The organism is Streptomyces sp. NBC_01089 (assembly GCF_045162975.1).
Taxonomy (GTDB): Bacteria; Actinomycetota; Actinomycetes; order Streptomycetales; family Streptomycetaceae; genus Streptomyces.
This window is the reverse complement of sequence record NZ_CP108660.1, coordinates 6860156-6875959: the sequence shown is the minus strand read 5'-3', so window position 1 is coordinate 6875959 and position 15804 is coordinate 6860156. Positions and strand designations below refer to the sequence as shown.

Annotated in this window: 16 protein-coding genes and 1 tRNA gene; 9 read left to right on the top strand and 8 right to left on the bottom strand. The window is 71.1% G+C overall.

Going from position 1 to position 15804, the window contains the following annotated elements; all coding sequences use genetic code 11:
• Positions 1-84: 84 nt before the first annotated feature.
• Positions 85-1068, top strand: a complete 984-nt coding sequence (locus tag OG510_RS30905; RefSeq protein ID WP_406141126.1) for an aldo/keto reductase — start codon at positions 85-87, stop codon at positions 1066-1068.
• Positions 1065-3584: a helix-hairpin-helix domain-containing protein gene (locus OG510_RS30900; RefSeq protein ID WP_406141124.1), complete on the top strand. Its 2520-nt coding sequence runs from the start codon at positions 1065-1067 to the stop codon at positions 3582-3584. Before OG510_RS30905 ends, OG510_RS30900 begins: the two co-directional genes overlap by 4 nt.
• An 81-nt stretch (positions 3585-3665) precedes the next feature.
• Here OG510_RS30900 and OG510_RS30895 read toward each other — a convergent pair whose 3' ends face one another.
• On the bottom strand, positions 3666-4391 hold the full coding sequence (locus OG510_RS30895; protein ID WP_406141123.1) for a hypothetical protein: 726 nt from the start codon (positions 4389-4391) through the stop codon (positions 3666-3668).
• A 47-nt stretch (positions 4392-4438) separates the two neighbouring features.
• On the opposite strand from OG510_RS30895, the gene OG510_RS30890 reads away from it, so the two are divergent.
• Complete coding sequence (locus tag OG510_RS30890) at positions 4439-4627, top strand: DUF5703 family protein (protein ID WP_406141121.1); 189 nt, start codon at positions 4439-4441, stop codon at positions 4625-4627.
• 90 nt (positions 4628-4717) lie between these two features.
• Here OG510_RS30890 and OG510_RS30885 read toward each other — a convergent pair whose 3' ends face one another.
• From OG510_RS30885 to OG510_RS30875, 3 genes are all read right to left on the bottom strand, one after another.
• Positions 4718-5503, bottom strand: a complete 786-nt coding sequence (locus OG510_RS30885; protein WP_406141120.1) for a chaplin — start codon at positions 5501-5503, stop codon at positions 4718-4720.
• 142 nt (positions 5504-5645) lie between these two features.
• Complete coding sequence (gene chpH / locus OG510_RS30880) at positions 5646-5879, bottom strand: chaplin ChpH (RefSeq protein ID WP_164265514.1); 234 nt, start codon at positions 5877-5879, stop codon at positions 5646-5648.
• Between the two features lie 172 nt (positions 5880-6051).
• Positions 6052-7386, bottom strand: a complete 1335-nt coding sequence (locus OG510_RS30875) for a M20/M25/M40 family metallo-hydrolase (protein ID WP_164265513.1) — start codon at positions 7384-7386, stop codon at positions 6052-6054.
• Between the two features lie 188 nt (positions 7387-7574).
• Between OG510_RS30875 and OG510_RS30870 the strand changes: the two genes are divergently transcribed.
• From OG510_RS30870 to OG510_RS30860, 3 genes are all read left to right on the top strand, one after another.
• Positions 7575-7662, top strand: a tRNA-Leu gene (locus OG510_RS30870).
• A 346-nt stretch (positions 7663-8008) separates the two neighbouring features.
• On the top strand, positions 8009-8488 hold the full coding sequence (locus OG510_RS30865) for a cupin domain-containing protein (RefSeq protein WP_406141119.1): 480 nt from the start codon (positions 8009-8011) through the stop codon (positions 8486-8488).
• A gap of 97 nt (positions 8489-8585) precedes the next feature.
• Positions 8586-10991: a glycosyl hydrolase family 95 catalytic domain-containing protein gene (locus tag OG510_RS30860; protein WP_406141117.1), complete on the top strand. Its 2406-nt coding sequence runs from the start codon at positions 8586-8588 to the stop codon at positions 10989-10991.
• Between the two features lie 78 nt (positions 10992-11069).
• Here the strand turns inward: OG510_RS30860 and OG510_RS30855 are convergent, their stop codons facing one another.
• Entirely contained in the window at positions 11070-11426 is a 357-nt protein-coding gene (locus OG510_RS30855; RefSeq protein WP_406141116.1) for a hypothetical protein, read from the bottom strand.
• Positions 11402-11860 carry an ATP-binding protein gene (locus OG510_RS30850; protein ID WP_406141114.1) on the bottom strand — a complete coding sequence of 153 codons (459 nt, stop codon included), beginning with the start codon at positions 11858-11860 and terminating at the stop codon, positions 11402-11404. The genes OG510_RS30855 and OG510_RS30850 overlap by 25 nt, the downstream gene beginning before the upstream one ends.
• 202 nt (positions 11861-12062) lie before the next feature.
• Between OG510_RS30850 and OG510_RS30845 the strand changes: the two genes are divergently transcribed.
• From OG510_RS30845 to OG510_RS30835, 3 genes are all read left to right on the top strand, one after another.
• Positions 12063-12923, top strand: a complete 861-nt coding sequence (locus OG510_RS30845) for a helix-turn-helix transcriptional regulator (RefSeq protein ID WP_164265509.1) — start codon at positions 12063-12065, stop codon at positions 12921-12923.
• Positions 12923-13159: a DUF397 domain-containing protein gene (locus OG510_RS30840; RefSeq protein ID WP_164265508.1), complete on the top strand. Its 237-nt coding sequence runs from the start codon at positions 12923-12925 to the stop codon at positions 13157-13159. Before OG510_RS30845 ends, OG510_RS30840 begins: the two co-directional genes overlap by 1 nt.
• Before the next feature lie 63 nt (positions 13160-13222).
• Entirely contained in the window at positions 13223-14029 is an 807-nt protein-coding gene (locus OG510_RS30835) for an SAM-dependent methyltransferase (RefSeq protein WP_406141112.1), read from the top strand.
• 59 nt (positions 14030-14088) lie between these two features.
• On the opposite strand, the gene OG510_RS30830 is transcribed toward OG510_RS30835, so the two are convergent.
• Together OG510_RS30830 and OG510_RS30825 are read right to left on the bottom strand one after the other, a co-directional pair.
• A complete protein-coding gene (locus tag OG510_RS30830) occupies positions 14089-14718 on the bottom strand; it encodes an MBL fold metallo-hydrolase (protein ID WP_406141111.1) in 630 nt (209 codons plus the stop codon).
• Positions 14718-15803: an S-(hydroxymethyl)mycothiol dehydrogenase gene (locus OG510_RS30825; RefSeq protein WP_406141109.1), complete on the bottom strand. Its 1086-nt coding sequence runs from the start codon at positions 15801-15803 to the stop codon at positions 14718-14720. The genes OG510_RS30830 and OG510_RS30825 overlap by 1 nt, the downstream gene beginning before the upstream one ends.
• Position 15804: the final 1 nt, after the last annotated feature.

Sequence of the window (15804 nt, the reverse complement as noted above, 5' to 3'; positions counted from 1 at the left end):
TAGCGCGCGTCGGCGGCATCCGTCAGGGGGCGGTTGTCCACAGCCCTCCACCGGGCCGCCCCGCGGCCAGTACTCTCAGCGCCCATGGAGCAGAGGCATCTCGGCCGCACGGGCCTGCGCGTATCCCGGATCGGGCTCGGCACCCTCACCTGGGGGCGGAGTACCGACGAGCATGACGCCGCCGACCTGTTGAAGGCGTTCTGGGAGGCCGGCGGCACCCTCGTCGACACGGCCGATGTGTACGGCGACGGGGACGCCGAGTATCTGCTCGGCCGGCTCTGCGAACGGCTGATACCCCGCAGAGATCTCGTGATCGCCACCAAGGCGGGCAGCGTGCCCGACCCCTACCGCAGGTTCGACGGCTCGCGGGGGCATCTGCTGGCGGCGCTCGACGCCTCGCTGGAGCGGCTGGGGACCGATTACGTGGATCTGTGGCAGGTGCACGCCTTCGACCCGGAGACGCCGCTGGACGAGACGCTCCAGGCGCTGGACATCGCGGTCGCCAGCGGGCGGGCGCGCTATGCGGGGCTGTCCAACTTCTCCGGCTGGCAGCTGGCCAAGGCCGCCACCTGGCAGCTCGCGGCGCCGGGGGTCAGGTCCCGGCTCGCCAGTACGCAGATGGAGTACTCGCTGCTCCAGCGCGGGGTGGAGCGCGAGGTGCTGCCCGCCGCGGTGGACCTGGGTGTCGGACTGCTGCCCTCGTCGCCGCTCGGCCGCGGGGTCCTCACCGGCAAGTACCGCCATGCGACTCCGGCGGACTCGCGCGGGGCATCGGAGCAGCTGGCGCCCTTCGTCGCGCCGTATCTGGACGACGCCGCGAGCAGGATCGTCGACGCGGTCGCCACGGCGGCCGACGGCCTCGCCACCTCGCCGCTGGAGGTCGCGCTCGCCTGGGTCCGCGACCGGCCGGGAGTGGTCGCCCCGATCATCGGCGCACGCAACGCGCAGCAGCTCGCGGCGGCATTGTCAGTGGAGACGCTTAGTCTTCCTGACGAGATCTGCCGGGCACTCGACGACGTGTCGGAGCCCGTTCACCGTTATCCCGACCAGGACTGGACCGAGCTGTGAGTACGGATCGCCTCGACACCGAGGCCAGCACCGAGGCCGAGGCCACTCCCGGCGCCGAAGCCGCGCCGGACACGGAACCGGAGACGGAACCGGAGACGGGGGCGGACGCGGAACCGGACGCGGAGGCCGGGCCGGTAGCGGAGCCCGGGAACGCGGGGACGGCGGAGGAGGCAGCTCCGGCGCCCGGAGAGGCTGCGGCAGGGGAGACCGGGGAAACGGCGGCCGAAGAGTCAGCGGCCGGGGAAGCGGCGCCCGGGGAGGCAGTGGCCGAGGAGGCTGCGGCTGAAGGCTCGGCGGCAGGGGAAGGGACACCCGGGGAGGCGACGGCCGAGGAACCAGCAGCCGAAGACCCTGCGGCCGGAAAGTCGGCGCCCGGGGCATCAGCGGCCGGGGAAGCGACAGCGGCGGAAGCAGCAGCGCCCGGGGAAGCAGCCGCCGAGGTGCCCGCCCTGTCGGAGGCCGAGGCCGAGTTGGCGGCCCAGCGTGAGCTGCGGGCCAGAATCGAGCAGCGCAAGGCCGAGAAGGACGGGCCCATCCAGGCCGGCGCCAAGCTGAGCGGCCGGGCCGCCGATCTGCTCGCCGCAGTCAGGGCAGTGGAGGGCGGCGAGCAGCCGTCCACGCCCTTCCCACCGCCGGCACCCGAGCCGCGCCGCCCCGCCCCCACCGCGCCCCCGGAGCCGCGCCCGGCCGTGCGCCCGGCGGCGCCCACCGGCGCCGCGCCGGAGACCGTGTCGTCGGTCCGGGCGGTCCTGGCCGCGGGAGGCGCCCCCGAAGCACTGGCGGTACGGGCCTCCGAGACGCTCGGCGACCAGGCGGGCGAAGCCCTGCGCGCCGACCCCTGGCAGTTGCTGTCCGTTCCGGGGGTGCGGCCCGAACAGGCGGACGGTTTCGCCCGTGCGCTGCTCGGCGCGGAGTGCGGCCCCGGCGACGAGCGGCGGGCCGCCGCACTGGTCGGCTGGCTGCTCGAACGGGCCGCGCTGCAGGGGCACACCGCGCTGGAGTCGGACGCGGTCCGCGCGGCCCTCGCCGAGCGGTCGGTGCCTGACCCCGACGAGGCGCTGCAGAGCGCCGTGGCGGACGGCGCCGTGCTGGTCTTCCAGGACGCGCTGGACGCGCCCCCCGGCGCACCCGCCGCCGCGCAGGAAGCGGGCCAGGAGGACTCCGGGGACGAGGACTCCGGGGACGAGGACGGTGGGGACGAGGACGGTGCACCGCCGCAGCCGGTGCGGGTGCTGCTCGGCCTCGACCGGTACGCACTGGCCGAGGAAAGCCTGGCGGACGGCCTCGCCCGGCTGGTGAACGCGGGCGCGGTCCCGCCCGGCGGCGAACAGACCGACTGGGAGCGGGCCGCGGCCGAAGCGCCCTCCCCCTCAGCCGCCGAGCTGATCCGGACGGTCGCACGCCACGGCCTGGTCGCCCACACCGGCGGCGAAGCAGCCCGCGCCGAGCCCGCAGCGGTGGTCACGGCGGCGCGCGCGCTGGGGCTGCGGGCGTACGCGGCCGCCCACACCCCTGACGGGATGCGGCGGCTGGCCGCCTCCCTGGGCGACCCCGCGGCGGCCGTCACCGTCTCCGGGCTCCTCACCGGTACGGAGGGTCCGGGCCGGGACGGCGAGGGCGCTCTGGCGCTCGATCTGCTGGCCGTCGTGGACGCCCCGCAGCTGGACGTCGAGAGCGGGGCCGTGCTGGCCGAGTCGCTGGCCGACGGCAGCCGACTGGTCCTCAGCGGGGACCCGGGGGTGCTCGGTTCGGCCGGCGCGGGCCAGGTGTTCGCCGATGTCCTGGCGGCCCGTGCCTGCCCGCAGTTGGCTTCCCGCACCCCCGATCCCGGCCCCATCGGCGAGCTGGTCTCGGGGATCGGGATCGGCGAGCTGAACCAGGTCGCGGCGCCCGGCAAGGAAGTCGTGATCGTCCCCGTGCGGGACGCGGGTGAGGCGGTGCACCGCACCGTGCAGCTCGTCGCCGACTCCGTACCCCGCGCCATCGGCGTGCCGGTGCCCGACATCCAGGTCATCACCCCAGGGCACGGTGGCCTCGCCGGTACCCGCGCGCTCAACGCCGCGCTCAAGGAGCGTCTCAACCCCGGCCCGGGCCGCTTCGGCGGCTTCGATCCGGGGGACAGGGCCGCCTACGCTCCGGAGCCCGGCAGGACGGTGCCGGGCACCGTGGTCTCGGCGGACGCCGACGGGCTGCATCTGGACTGCGCCGGCACGCCCGTCGTCGTACCGAAGGACCGGGTCGAGGCATCGGTGCGGCACGGCTGGGCACTCACCGCGCACCAGGCGGCCGCGCTGCGGTGGCCCGCGGTGGTCGTGGTGCTGCCGGGCGACGCCGCCGGCGGGCTGAACAGGCCGTGGATCTACACCGCGTTCGGCCGGGGCGAGCGGCACCTCTCGGTGGTGCACGGAGTCGACCAGGCGCTGCCGCACGCGGTGGCCGCAGTCCCCGGCCCGCAGCGCACCACCCGGCTGCGTACGCTGCTGCGCCCGGCGGCGGTCCGGGACGACACGCCGTAGCTCCCTCCGTACGGGTGACGGCCGGGGCCGAAGCCCCGGCCGCCACCTGTGCCGGACACCGGACGTCACCGCCCGGACGGATCAGACCCTCTCGTCCTCAGAGTCCCCGTCCGCTGCGGCTCCGTCGGTGACGTCGTCCTCATCGTCCACGCCGTCACCCTCATCGTCGTCGTCACCGTCATCGAGCAGTTCGTCGTCGAAGACGGAACTGACGTCGAACCGGCACACGATCTGCTGCGGGTCCGCCTGGTCGAACGGCGTGCTCAGCCACTCCCCCGGCTCGGGCAGGTCGTCCGCGGCCGAGACCCAGAGCGTGGAGTCGCCCTCCTCCAGGCCGAACTCCTTGTGCCGCGAGGCGACCTCGTCCGGTTCGTACTCACCGAACAGCACCCCCAGCGCGGCGTGCACGCTGTTGCCCACGACCGCCCCCGCACCCGGCCCGCCCTCCGTCTCCGGGTCGAGATCCACGATGCGCTGTGCCTGTGCGAGCAGCCGCTGCGGCTGGGCCACCGCGTAGTCACGGCGGATGAGCACCGTGAGCGCGTGCGGGTCGTCGGGGCCCGCGTACGGCGGCAGGGAGTCGTCCGCAGCGGGAATCTCGAAGGGGGTGACCTCGTCGTACCGGTCGTAGAGCCTCTCGTCGTACGCCTCGGCGGCCGCCGCGAGCGCGTTGAAGGCGCTGTAGACGGCCGGGTCGTCCTCTCCCGTACGGGCTTCGACCGCGTCGAGGTGACGGTCCAGCGCGGCTTTGACCGCCTCGGCGGCGGCGCGTACCTCGGCAGCCGTGGGCTGCGCAGCATCAGACATAGGGCAGACGCTATCCGTACCGGGCCTCTGCCCGCACAATAGATGCGATGCCGGAATACGAATTTGTCGACGTGTACGTCCCGCGCGGGGTCTCCCGCACGGACACCACACGCCTGCTCACCGACCACGCCGAGTACGGACACTGGGAGTTGGACCGACTGGCTCTGCACCGGGACGGCAGCCGCCGAGTGCGGCTGCGCCGGCGCATCATCCGCCAGGTGCGCGCCACCTGGTGAGGGTGCGAACCCGTCCAGCGCAGAGGGAGCGGGCCCCGCGACCGCGGGACCCGCTCCCTCTCATGCGTACGCGCAGGGCTCAGCGGCCCCTTACGCGGCTGCCCTGGACCGCCTGTACAGGATGATCCCCCCGAGCACCATGCCGGCGCTCGCCGGAATGATCAGCCCGAGCGGCGCGGAGGAGCCGGTGTGCGCGAGCTGCTCGGTCCCCGCGGGTGCCGAGACGGTCTGCGTGACCGGGGCGTGCGGCGCCGCGGGCTTCGGCGGCGTGTGGGCGCGCGGCGTTCCGGGCTTCTCCGGGTGGCCGGGCTGGACCGGGTGGTGCGGGACGTGAGCCGGCGGCGGGGTGCTCTCGTCGTTGGCGCAGTTGTTGCCGAAGACCGGGTTGAGCAGGCCGACGACATCGACGCTGTTGCCGCAGGCGTTCACGGGCACGTCGAGCGGCAGCTTGACGCTGTTGCCCGAGAGCACGCCGGGCGAGCCGGTCGTGTCGCCCTCCGCCGTCGCTCCCCCGCCGCTGTGGCTGCCGGTGCCGGCGTGGCTTCCGCCGCCGTCGTTGCCGGGAGCGCGGTGGCGGCCACCGGTCTGGCCCTGCTGTCCGGTGCGGGACGTACCGGATCCGGGCTTGGCCGATGAGGCGTTGCCGCACTTGTTGCCGAACGCGGGGTTCAGCAGTCCCACCACATCCACGGTGTTGCCGCAGACATTCACCGGCACGTGGACCGGCGCCTGGACCGAATTGCCGGAGAGCACTCCGGGCGAATTGGCCGCGGTCCCGTCGGCTGATGAGTCCGCGTACGCGTAGCCACCGCTCAGAGCGAGCACGCCGCCCGCGGCCGCTACGGTGATCAGGCCTTTCTTCGTGACCTGTCGCATAGGTTCGTTTCCTGCCTTCTACCTTCCGGAAAAGCCCGCGGACATCATTGCCCATGGGCCGAATGCCTCTCCGGCCCCGGAGCGCATGGCGCGCGCTCCGGGGCCGGCAAGGCTCAGACCCTTGCGGGTCGGAGGTACAACGTCACTGGTTGACGCAGGTGTTGCCGAAGGCGGGGTTGAGCAGCCCGATCACGGAGACCGTGTTGCCGCACACGTTCACCGGGACGTGAACGGGCACCTGAACAACGTTGCCCGAGATCACGCCGGGAGAGTGCACGGCGGCACCCTGCGCGCCCGAGTCGGCGACGGCCATGCCCGCACCCGCGAGCACGAGACCACCGGTGACTGCCGCAGCAGCGACGACCTTCTTGATCATTAGTTCCTCCTAGTCGGCAAATACGGTCCAGACTGCGGACCGCACCACCTGTAACGAGGAGAACCCGGCGGGGCTACGAACCAATCGCGCTATTCACTCTTTCCGGTCGCATACGCACGTACAGCCGATTAGTTGGAAAGTCTTTTCAGCACTTGTCCTGTCGCTTGCCCTGTCAGCACTGGTCCAGGAAGCGGTCGAGCACGCGGACACCGAACTTCAGACCGTCGACCGGCACCCGCTCGTCGACCCCGTGGAACATCCCGGCGAAGTCCAGCTCGGGCGGCAGCTTCAGCGGCGCGAACCCGAAGCAGCGGATCCCGAGGTCGTCGAAGGACTTGGCGTCCGTACCGCCCGAGAGCATGTACGGCACCGCCCGCGCGATCGGGTCCTCGGCCTTCAGAGCCACCTGCATGGCGTCCACCAGGTCTCCGTCGAAGCCGGTCTCCAGCGCCTTGTCGCCGTGCACGTCCTCGCGCTTGACCCGGGGGCCGAGGAGCTTGTCGAGGTCGGTCAGAAACTCCTCCTCGTAGCCGGGCAGGAAGCGGCCGTCGACGTGGGCCGTCGCCTGTCCGGGGATGACGTTCACCTTGTAGCCGGCGCCGAGCATGGTGGGCGCGGCCGAGTTACGCAGGGTCGCGCCCACCATCTTCGCGATACCGCCGAGCTTGGCGAGGGTCGCCTCCATGTCCTCGGGGTCCAGCGGCGTGCCCAGCGCGTCGGACAGCTCGTCGAGGAAGGAGCGCACGGTCTTGGTGACCCGCACCGGCCACTGGTGCCGTCCGAGGCGTCCCACCGCCTCGCAGAGCTCGGTGATGGCGTTGTCGGTGTTGGTCATGGAGCCGTGGCCCGCGGTGCCGTCCACGGTGAGGCGCATCCAGTGCATGCCCTTCTGCGCCGTCTCCACGAGATACAGCCGCAGATTCTCGTTGACGGTGAACGAGAAGCCGCCGACCTCGCCGATCGCCTCCGTGACGCCCTCGAAGAGGTCCGGGTGGTTGTCCACGAGGTGGCGTGCGCCGTAGGTGCCGCCCGCCTCCTCGTCGGCGAGGAAGGCGAGGACGATGTCACGCGGGGGCTTGCGGCCGCTGCGCAGCCTGTCCCGTACGACCGCGAGGGTCATCGCGTCCATGTCCTTCATGTCGACCGCGCCGCGGCCCCACACGCAGTCGTCCACGATCTCCCCGGCGAAGGGGTGGTGCGTCCAGTCGTCGGCGTTGGCCGGGACGACGTCCGTGTGGCCGTGGATGAGGAGCGCGGGCCTCGACCGGTCCTCGCCCTCGATCCGGGCCACCGTGGAGGCGCGCCCCGGGTGGGACTCGAAGATCTGCGGTTCGAGACCGACCTCGGCCAGTTTCTCCGCCACGTACTCGGCGGCGGCGCGCTCACCCGGCCCCGAGTGGTCGCCGTAGTTGCTGGTGTCGATCCGGATCAGGTCACGACAGAGGTCCACGACCTCGTCCTGACCGGAGACGGCCCGTTCGGTGCCTGTCCTGCTGGACTCACTCACGCTGTTTCCTCCCGCTGTCGCTGCTGGTGGTCCCCTGCCCCATACTCGCCCGCACCACCCCTGGGACCCAAGCGCGGGGACCGGCCGTCATACACGGTTCACAGACACCGGCGCGTGATCGAGCACCTCCCAATGTTTGCTATGGTTTTCCACGTCGGAACGGCCCAGGGCCGCGAGACAGACACCTTGTCCGGGTGGCGGAATGGCAGACGCGCTAGCTTGAGGTGCTAGTGCCCTTTATCGGGCGTGGGGGTTCAAGTCCCCCCTCGGACACCAGCTGAGACCCCCACTTCGCGTGGGGTTTTCTGCGTTTCTGGGATGGTGGCGTGATCAGCCGCCGTCTCGCCCCTTGCCGGTGCTCCGTGTGTAGCGTCCCGGGGCGATGCCCACATGGCGGGTGAAGTGCCGGTTCAGGTGGGCTTGGTCGTGGAATCCGACGGTCGTGGCGACCTCGGCGGGCCGGAGGCCATCGAGGACCGGCTTGCCCACCGCACCGTCGGCCGATCGCCGCGGCAGCGCGTACAAGACCGGCGGTGAACCCGGGCGGCAGGCTCGTGACATCGGCCGGAGAGCGGGAGGCAGAAGCCTCCGGAAATCGCCGGTCCTGAGGGAGGAATGCCGCATGCCCGCAGTGCCTGTTCCCGTCAACCTCGCCGACAGGCTCGCGCAGTTCAGCGAGCTGTGGTCGCAGAAGAAGGTGGCAGAGCTCAACGATTACGAGGTCAAGCTGGCCAAGCTGAAAGGGGAATTCGTCCGGCACAGCCACGAGAACACCGATGAGCTGTTCCTGGTCATCAGCGGGCGGCTCACCATCCAGCTCAGGGAGCGCGATGTGGCGCTGGGGCCCGGCGAGTTGTTCGTCGTTCCCCGTGGGGTCGAGCACTGTCCGCTGGCCGAGGAGGAAACCGCCATCCTGCTGTTCGAACCCGCGGGAACGCTGAACACCGGTGACGCAGGAGGGCCGATGACCAAAGCGGCCGAGACCTTGGAGCAGGCCCTGCCCGGCAGCCCGGCCGGAAGCTGGGCCAGAAGCCGAGCCAGGGGTCCGAAGGTTCGAGATACATCGGATGTCGCCGCACCACCGGGCCTCAACCAAGCGTGAAAACCGCCCAGAACGTTGACAGTCTCCAGCAGACATCGTACGTTTCCGTCGCTTCCTGAGGTGTCGTTCTGGCACACCACGTCGAAGGGACCGGTAGATGACCCATGCCCCGGAACACCCCGCACCGTCGCGTCGAAGCGTTCTGGGGGCAGCGGGCGGCACCCTCGCCGCGGGCCTCGCGCTCGGGGGGCTGCGTCCCTTCACCGCCGCCGCTGCCGGGCCGCGCACCGGAGGAAACGGGGCGCGGCTCGTCCCCGCTTCGGCGGCCACCGAGCTGCACTACCCGAAGCCCGCGAGCGAGAGCCTCATCATCCAGCAGGGGCTGCCGGTCGGGAACGGGCGCATGGGCGCCCTGCTGGCCGGGGGCCCCGCGCACGACGTGCTCTACCTCACCGATGCCACCCTGTGGACCGGCGGCCTCAACGACACGCTCCAGAGCGACGGTCAGTTCCCTTACGGAGCGGACGACTTCGGCAGTTTCACGCTTCTGGCCAAGGTATCCATCGACCTGCCGGGCCATGAGCTGTCCGCCGTCACCGGCTACCGCCGCACCCTCGACCTCAGCAACGGGCTCAGTACGGTCACCTACCGGCTGGGCGGGGTCACCTACCGGCGTGAGGTGTACGCGAGCCACCCCGACGAGGTCGTCGTCGTCCGCCTCACCCAGAGCGGCGGCGGCACCTGCACCGGTTCGCTCTCCCTCGCCGGATGGCACGGTGAGAAGGCCACGGCCGACAGGGCCACCCGTACGGCCTCGTTCACCGGCTCCTTCCCCAACGGGCTGACGTACGCGGCTGCCGCCGGTGTCACCAGCGGTACCGGCACCGTGGCCGTCGACGGCGCCGGCATCACCTTCACCGGATGCTCCGATGTGCTGATCGTCATCGCCGGCGGCACGAACTACGCGCAGGACCCCGCGACCGGCTACCGGAACCCCGGCGCCGATCCGCACGCCATCGCGGCCGGCCGGCTGCGCGCCGCGGCGAGGGCGGGCGGGCCCGCGCTGCTCAGCACCCATCTCGCCGACTACCAGCCGCTGTACAACCGGATGACGGTCGACCTGGGCACGTCGACCGAAGCGCAGCGCTCGCTCGACACCTGGTCCAGGCTCACCGCGCTGGGCGCCGCCGGCGCACCGCCGGACCCGGAACTGGAGGCGGCTTACCTCCAGTTCGGCCGCTATCTGATGATCAGCGGCTCGCGCGACAGTGTGCCGCTCAACCTCCAGGGCCTGTGGATCGACCGTACGGATCCCGACTGGATGGGCGACTACCACACGGACATCAACGTCCAGATGAACTACTGGCTGGCCGACCGGGCCGGGCTCTCCGACTGCTTCGGGGCGTTCCTCGACTACTGCCTCGCCCAGGTGCCGTCCTGGACACGTACCACCGCCAGGACGTTCAACGACCCGCGCAACGGCTTCCGCAACTCCAGCGGGAAGGTCGCGGGCTGGACGACCGCCATCTCGGCCAACATCCACGGCGGGCTTGGCTGGTGGTGGCACCCGGCCGGCAACGCCTGGCTCTGCAACTCGCTCTGGCAGCACTACGAGTACACCCAGGACCGCACCGAGCTGAAGAAGATCTACCCGCTGCTCAAGGGCGCCTGCGAGTTCTGGGAGGCGCGGCTGGTCACCACGACCGTCACCGACCCCGCCACCGGCGCGTCCCGGCAGGTCCTGATCGACGACAGCGACTGGTCGCCCGAGCAGGGGCCGACGGACGCGAAGGGCATCACCTACGCCCAGGAACTCGTCCGGGACCTCTTCGTCTCGTACCGGACGGCGGCCGCCCTGCTGAACAGGGACGCCGGTTACGCGAAGACCGTCGCCGGGCTCCAGGCCCGTCTCTACCTCCCCCGGGTCAGCCCGGAGACCGGCTGGCTGGAGGAGTGGATGACTCCGGAGAATCTGGGCGAGACCACGCACCGGCATCTGTCACCGCTGATCGGCCTCTTCCCCGGCGACCGGATCACCCCCGAGGACAGCCCGGCCGAACTGGTCACCGGCGCCCGCAATCTGCTCACCGCGCGCGGTATGTCGAGCTTCGGCTGGGGCTGCGCCTGGCGCGCGGCGAGCTGGGCCCGGCTCAAGGACGCCGACAAGGCGTACCAGTTGGTCCGTACGGTCATGGCGCCGTCCACGGGCGCCAGCAACGGCACGTCGCAGAACCTCTTCGACATGTACGACCTGGGGTCGCGCGCCACACTGCAGATCGACGCGAACTTCGGCACGCCGACGGCGATGATCGAGATGCTGGTCTACTCCAGGCCGGGCGTCATCGAGCTGCTGCCCGCGCTGCCGGGCGCCTGGGCCGCGGCGGGCCGGATCACGGGCGTCGGCGCGCGCGGCGGGATCACCGTCGATCTGGAGTGGCGGGCCGGGAAGGTGACCGGCGCGGTGCTGCGTTCCACGGTGAGTACGACGACCGAGGTGCGGGCCGGGAAGTGGCGCCGTACGGTGCGGCTGCGGCCCGGCCGGCCGGTCACGCTCCGGCCGTAGCGCCTGGCCGCCGGCCCGACGGCCGGCATTCGGCCCGGCCGTCGGCATTCGTTGCGCTCAGGCCCCAACCGGCTCTGCTCAGGCCCACTCCGGCACTTCGCCCATGAGCTGGCACACCATCAGGTAGAGCGGGATCGGCGGGGTGTAGGGCAGCGAGTCCTGCGGCCAGTGGAGCAGCCGGGGGCGGGCCGCCGGCACATAGGCGCCGGGCGCGTACCGCACCCGGTCCGGCCAGGCGAGTTCGTGGTCGGAGCCCGAAGGGACGATCCACCACCACCAGTCGTCGTCCGCGAAGACACAGCCGGGCTTGGGCAGTCTGGCCAGCAGCCGGAATCCGTGGTGTTCCGGCACCCCCACCGCGTCGCAGCCGAGCGGTGTCGAGAGAGTAGGGACGCGCGCCAGCGCATTCCTCAGCACGGCCGCCCCGCGTGACACTCCAGCTCCGCCCAGACCAGCCGTCCTGGCCCGTGTGTCGCGTCCCGCACGCCCCAGGCGCGGCTGACGGCGTCGACGAGCAGCAGTCCGCGGCCGTGCTCCCCCTGCGGGGAGCGGCAGAGCTGCGGGCCCGCGGCGGCGTGCCCCTGGTCCTGTATCGCGATGCGCAGCTGGCCCCTGTCGTCGCGCAGTTCGCAGGCGATGTGGTCACCCGCCGTGTGGACGACCGCGTTGGTGACCAGTTCGGAGACGATGAGCAGCGCGGTGTCGCTGGCTTCCTCGGGGAAGTCCCAGCAGGCGAGCCGGTTCCGGGTCAGGCGGCGGGCGCGGGCCACGGAATCGGTGCGTGCCGGTAATTCGAACGCGTACCGCCGTACGTCGCTGCCGGGGCACTGGTCGATGAGCTGGGGGATGAGCGCGGTGCCTGGAGCCACAGCCGAAATCCTCACGGTTGGGTACAGCGACTGCCGCACCATCCCCCATGGGTATGCGCCAGTCGCGTGAACTGGTTCACCCGTCTACTGTCCTCCGTAACGGACACCTTGGCAAGAGGCACTTTGTAAAGTTCAGAGTGGCGTTTCACCGATGGGGCGGACATGGCACACTGCTGGACAACTGCCCAAGTGGAGGTCTCAGTTGAGTGAGCCGCGGTCCGCCCCGACCGTTGGCCAGGTTGTGCTCGGAAAGCGCTTGCAGGAATTGCGCGAGCGAGCCGGTCTGAGTCGCGAACAGGCTGCCAAGGTACTCAGGGTCGCCCAGGCCACCATCCGCCGGATGGAGACCGCCGAGGTGGCGCTGAAGATCCCCTATGTGCAGTTACTGCTGAAGGCATACGGGATCCCCGAGGCCGAGAACGACGCCTTCGTCGAACTCGCCGAGGAGGCCAACCAGCCCGGCTGGTGGCAGCGGTTCCACGGGATCCTGCCCGACTGGTTCAGTATGTACGTCAGTCTGGAGGGCGCCGCCTCCCTCATCAGGCAGTACGAGCCGCACTTCGTGCCCGGCGTGCTGCAGACCGAGGAGTATGCGCGCGCGATCATGCTGAGCGGTGCTGTCGGTGAGACGAGCCCCGAGGACATCGAGCGGCATGTCGCGCTGCGGATGGAGCGGCAGTCCCTGCTGACACGGCCCGACGCGCCGACGCTCTGGGTCGTGATGGACGAGACCGTCCTGCGGCGGCACGCGGGCGGCCGCGATGTCATGCGCGGCCAGATCGACCGGCTGCTGCGCGCGGCCGAACTCCCGCATGTCACGCTGCAGATCGCCGAGTTCTCCAGCGGCCACCACCCGGGGACCTACGGTCCTTTCGTCCTGTTCCGTTTCGCGATGCCCGAACTCCCCGACATGGTCTACAGCGAGTACCTGACAGGCGCCGTCTATCTGGACGCGCGTCCCGAGGTGGCTGCCCACCTCGAGGTCATGGACCGCATGGCGGCTCAGGCCGCAACTGCACAACGCACGAAGGAGATCCTCAAGGATTTCCGCAAGGAGCTGTAATGGATCGCATATACAACGGCATGCCTGCCGCGGACCTCGGCGCCGATGGCTGGCACAAGCCGTGGAGCGGCGGCAACGGCGGCAACTGCATCGAGGCCATGAAGCTGGCCGACGGCAGGGTCGCCGTACGCCAGTCCGCAGACCCTGACGGCCCCGCACTCATCTACTCCACCGGCGAGATCGCCGCCTTCATCCAGGGAGCCAAGTCCGGCCAGGCCGACTTCCTCCTCACCTGACCAGCGCCACGGCCGTTGTCGATATCGTTGTCCGAGCCGACCTTCCACCAACTGGAGCGTCCCATGACCGGATTAGACCCCGCACCCGTCCAGATCGACACCAGCAAGCCGCATCCGGCCCGGATGTACGACTGGTTCCTGGGCGGCAAGGACAACTATCCGGTCGACCAGGAGATGGCCGAGCAACTGCTCGCCCTGGACTCGCGGGGCAAGGAGATGGCGCGGGTCAACCGCGCCTTCATGCACCGCGCGACCCGCTGTCTCGCGGAGCACGGCATCCGGCAGTTCCTGGACGTCGGCACGGGCATACCGACCGAACCCAATCTGCACCAGATCGCCCAGCAAGCGGCGCCGGACTCCCGTGTCGTCTACTGCGACAACGACCCGATCGTGCTGGCGCACGCGGCGGCCCTGCTGCGCTCGACGCCGGAGGGCGCGACCGACTACATCCAGGCGGACGCGCGGGAGCCCGCCACCATCCTGGAGGCGGCCGGCAAGCTGCTGGACTTCGGCCGGCCGGTCGCGCTCTCGCTGGTGGCCCTGCTGCACTTCGTCGCCGACGAGGACGCGTACGAGCTGGTGAACCGGCTGATGGAGCCGCTGGCGCCGGGCAGTTGCCTCGTTCTCTCGCATGTCACGGGAGATTTCGACCCGGAGGGGTCGGCGAAGGCGGTCGAGATGTACCGGGCACGCGGGCTGACGCTGCGGCCCCGTTCGCGTACGGAGACGGCGCGGTTCTTCGACGGCTTCGAGTTCTTCGAGCCCGGGGTCTCGCTGGCCGCCGAGTGGCACCCGGAGCTGGGTGAGCGGGTGCCGGTCGCCGGCGACGAACCGATCCCCGGCTGGGTGGGCGTGGCCCGTAAGTCATGACCCCGCGGTGCTCCGGAAGGGCGCCCGACCGGCTTCCCTCCGGAGCACTCGCCGTGGTGTCAGCTGTCCTGGGCGAGCCACTCCGGCAGTCCCGGGGCCTCCGCGCCGATGGTGGTGGAGTCACCGTGTCCGGTACGCACCACGGTCTGCGGGTCCAGTGTCAGGAGCCGGTCCCGGATGGACGCGACGATCGTCGGGTGGTCCGAGAACGACCGCCCGGTCGCACCGGGCCCGCCCTGGAACAGGGTGTCCCCGGTGAAGACCGTGTCCAGGCCGGGGGCGTGCAGACAGACGGCGCCCGGCGCGTGGCCCGGGGTGTGCAGCACCGTCAGCGTGGTCCCACCGACCTGGAGCGTCTGACCGTCCTTGAGCTCGCCGTCGGGAAGGCGGTCCGGGTGGGTCATCCGCCACAGCGGCAGATCGTCCGGGTGCAGCAGGACGGGCGCCTCGGTGGCCGCGGCCAGGGCGGGCGCCGCGTCGATGTGGTCGTTGTGCGCGTGGGTGCAGACGATGGCGCGCAGCGTGCGGCCGCCCAGGGCGGCCTCGATCGCGGCGGCGTCATGGGCGGCGTCGATGACGATCGCCTCGCTGTCGTCGCCCACGATCCAGACGTTGTTGTCGACGTCCCAGGTGCCGCCGTCGAGCGAGAACGTGCCGGAGGTGACGAGGTGGTCGATACGGGCCGCCATCAGAACTCCACCACCGAGCGCAGCACATCGCCGTCGTGCATCCGCTCGAAGGCTTTCTCGATCTCGTCGAGGCCGATGGTCTCGGTGACGAAGGCGGCGAGGTCGATCCGGCCCTGCTGGTGCAGGTCGACGAGCATCGGGAAGTCGCGGGACGGCAGGCAGTCCCCGTACCAGGAGGACTTGAGCGCGCCACCGCGGCCGAAGACGTCAAGGAGCGGGAGTTCCAGCTTCATGTCGGGGGTCGGGACGCCGACCAGGACAACCGTTCCCGCGAGATCACGGGCGTAGAAAGCCTGCTGGTACGTCTCGGGGCGGCCGACCGCCTCGATCACCACGTCGGCGCCGAAGCCGCCGGTGAGCTCGCGGATGGCCTCGACGGGGTCCGAGGTACGCGAGTTGACCGTGTGGGTGGCGCCCATCCGGCGGGCGGTCGCGAGCTTCTTGTCGTCGATGTCGACGGCGATGATCTTCGCGGCCCCGGCGAGCCGGGCCCCGACGACGGCGGCGTCACCGACGCCGCCGCAGCCGATCACCGCGACGGAGTCGCCGCGGCCGACCTGTCCGGTGTTGATCGCGGCGCCGATGCCCGCCATCACTCCGCAGCCGAGCAGACCGGCGACGGCCGGGGAGACCGAAGGGTCGACCTTGGTGCACTGGCCGGAGGCGACCAGGGTCTTCTCGGCGAAGGCGCCGATACCCAGGGCCGGGGACAGCTCCGTGCCATCGGTCAGGGTCATCTTCTGCTTGGCGTTGTGCGTGTCGAAGCAGTACTGCGGCCTGCCGCGCAGACAGGCACGGCACTGGCCGCACACGGCCCGCCAGTTGAGGATCACGAAGTCGCCGGGGGCGACATCGGTGACGCCCGCGCCCACCGACTCCACGGTGCCCGCGGCCTCGTGGCCGAGCAGGAACGGGAAGTCGTCGTTGATCCCGCCCTGCTTGTAGTGGAGGTCGGTGTGGCAGACCCCGCACGCCTGGATCTTCACCACGGCCTCGCCGGGGCCCGGGTCCGGGACCAGGATCGTCTCCACACGGACGGGTTGGTTCTTGCCGGGGGCCACGACCCCTTGCACCTGCTGCGTCATG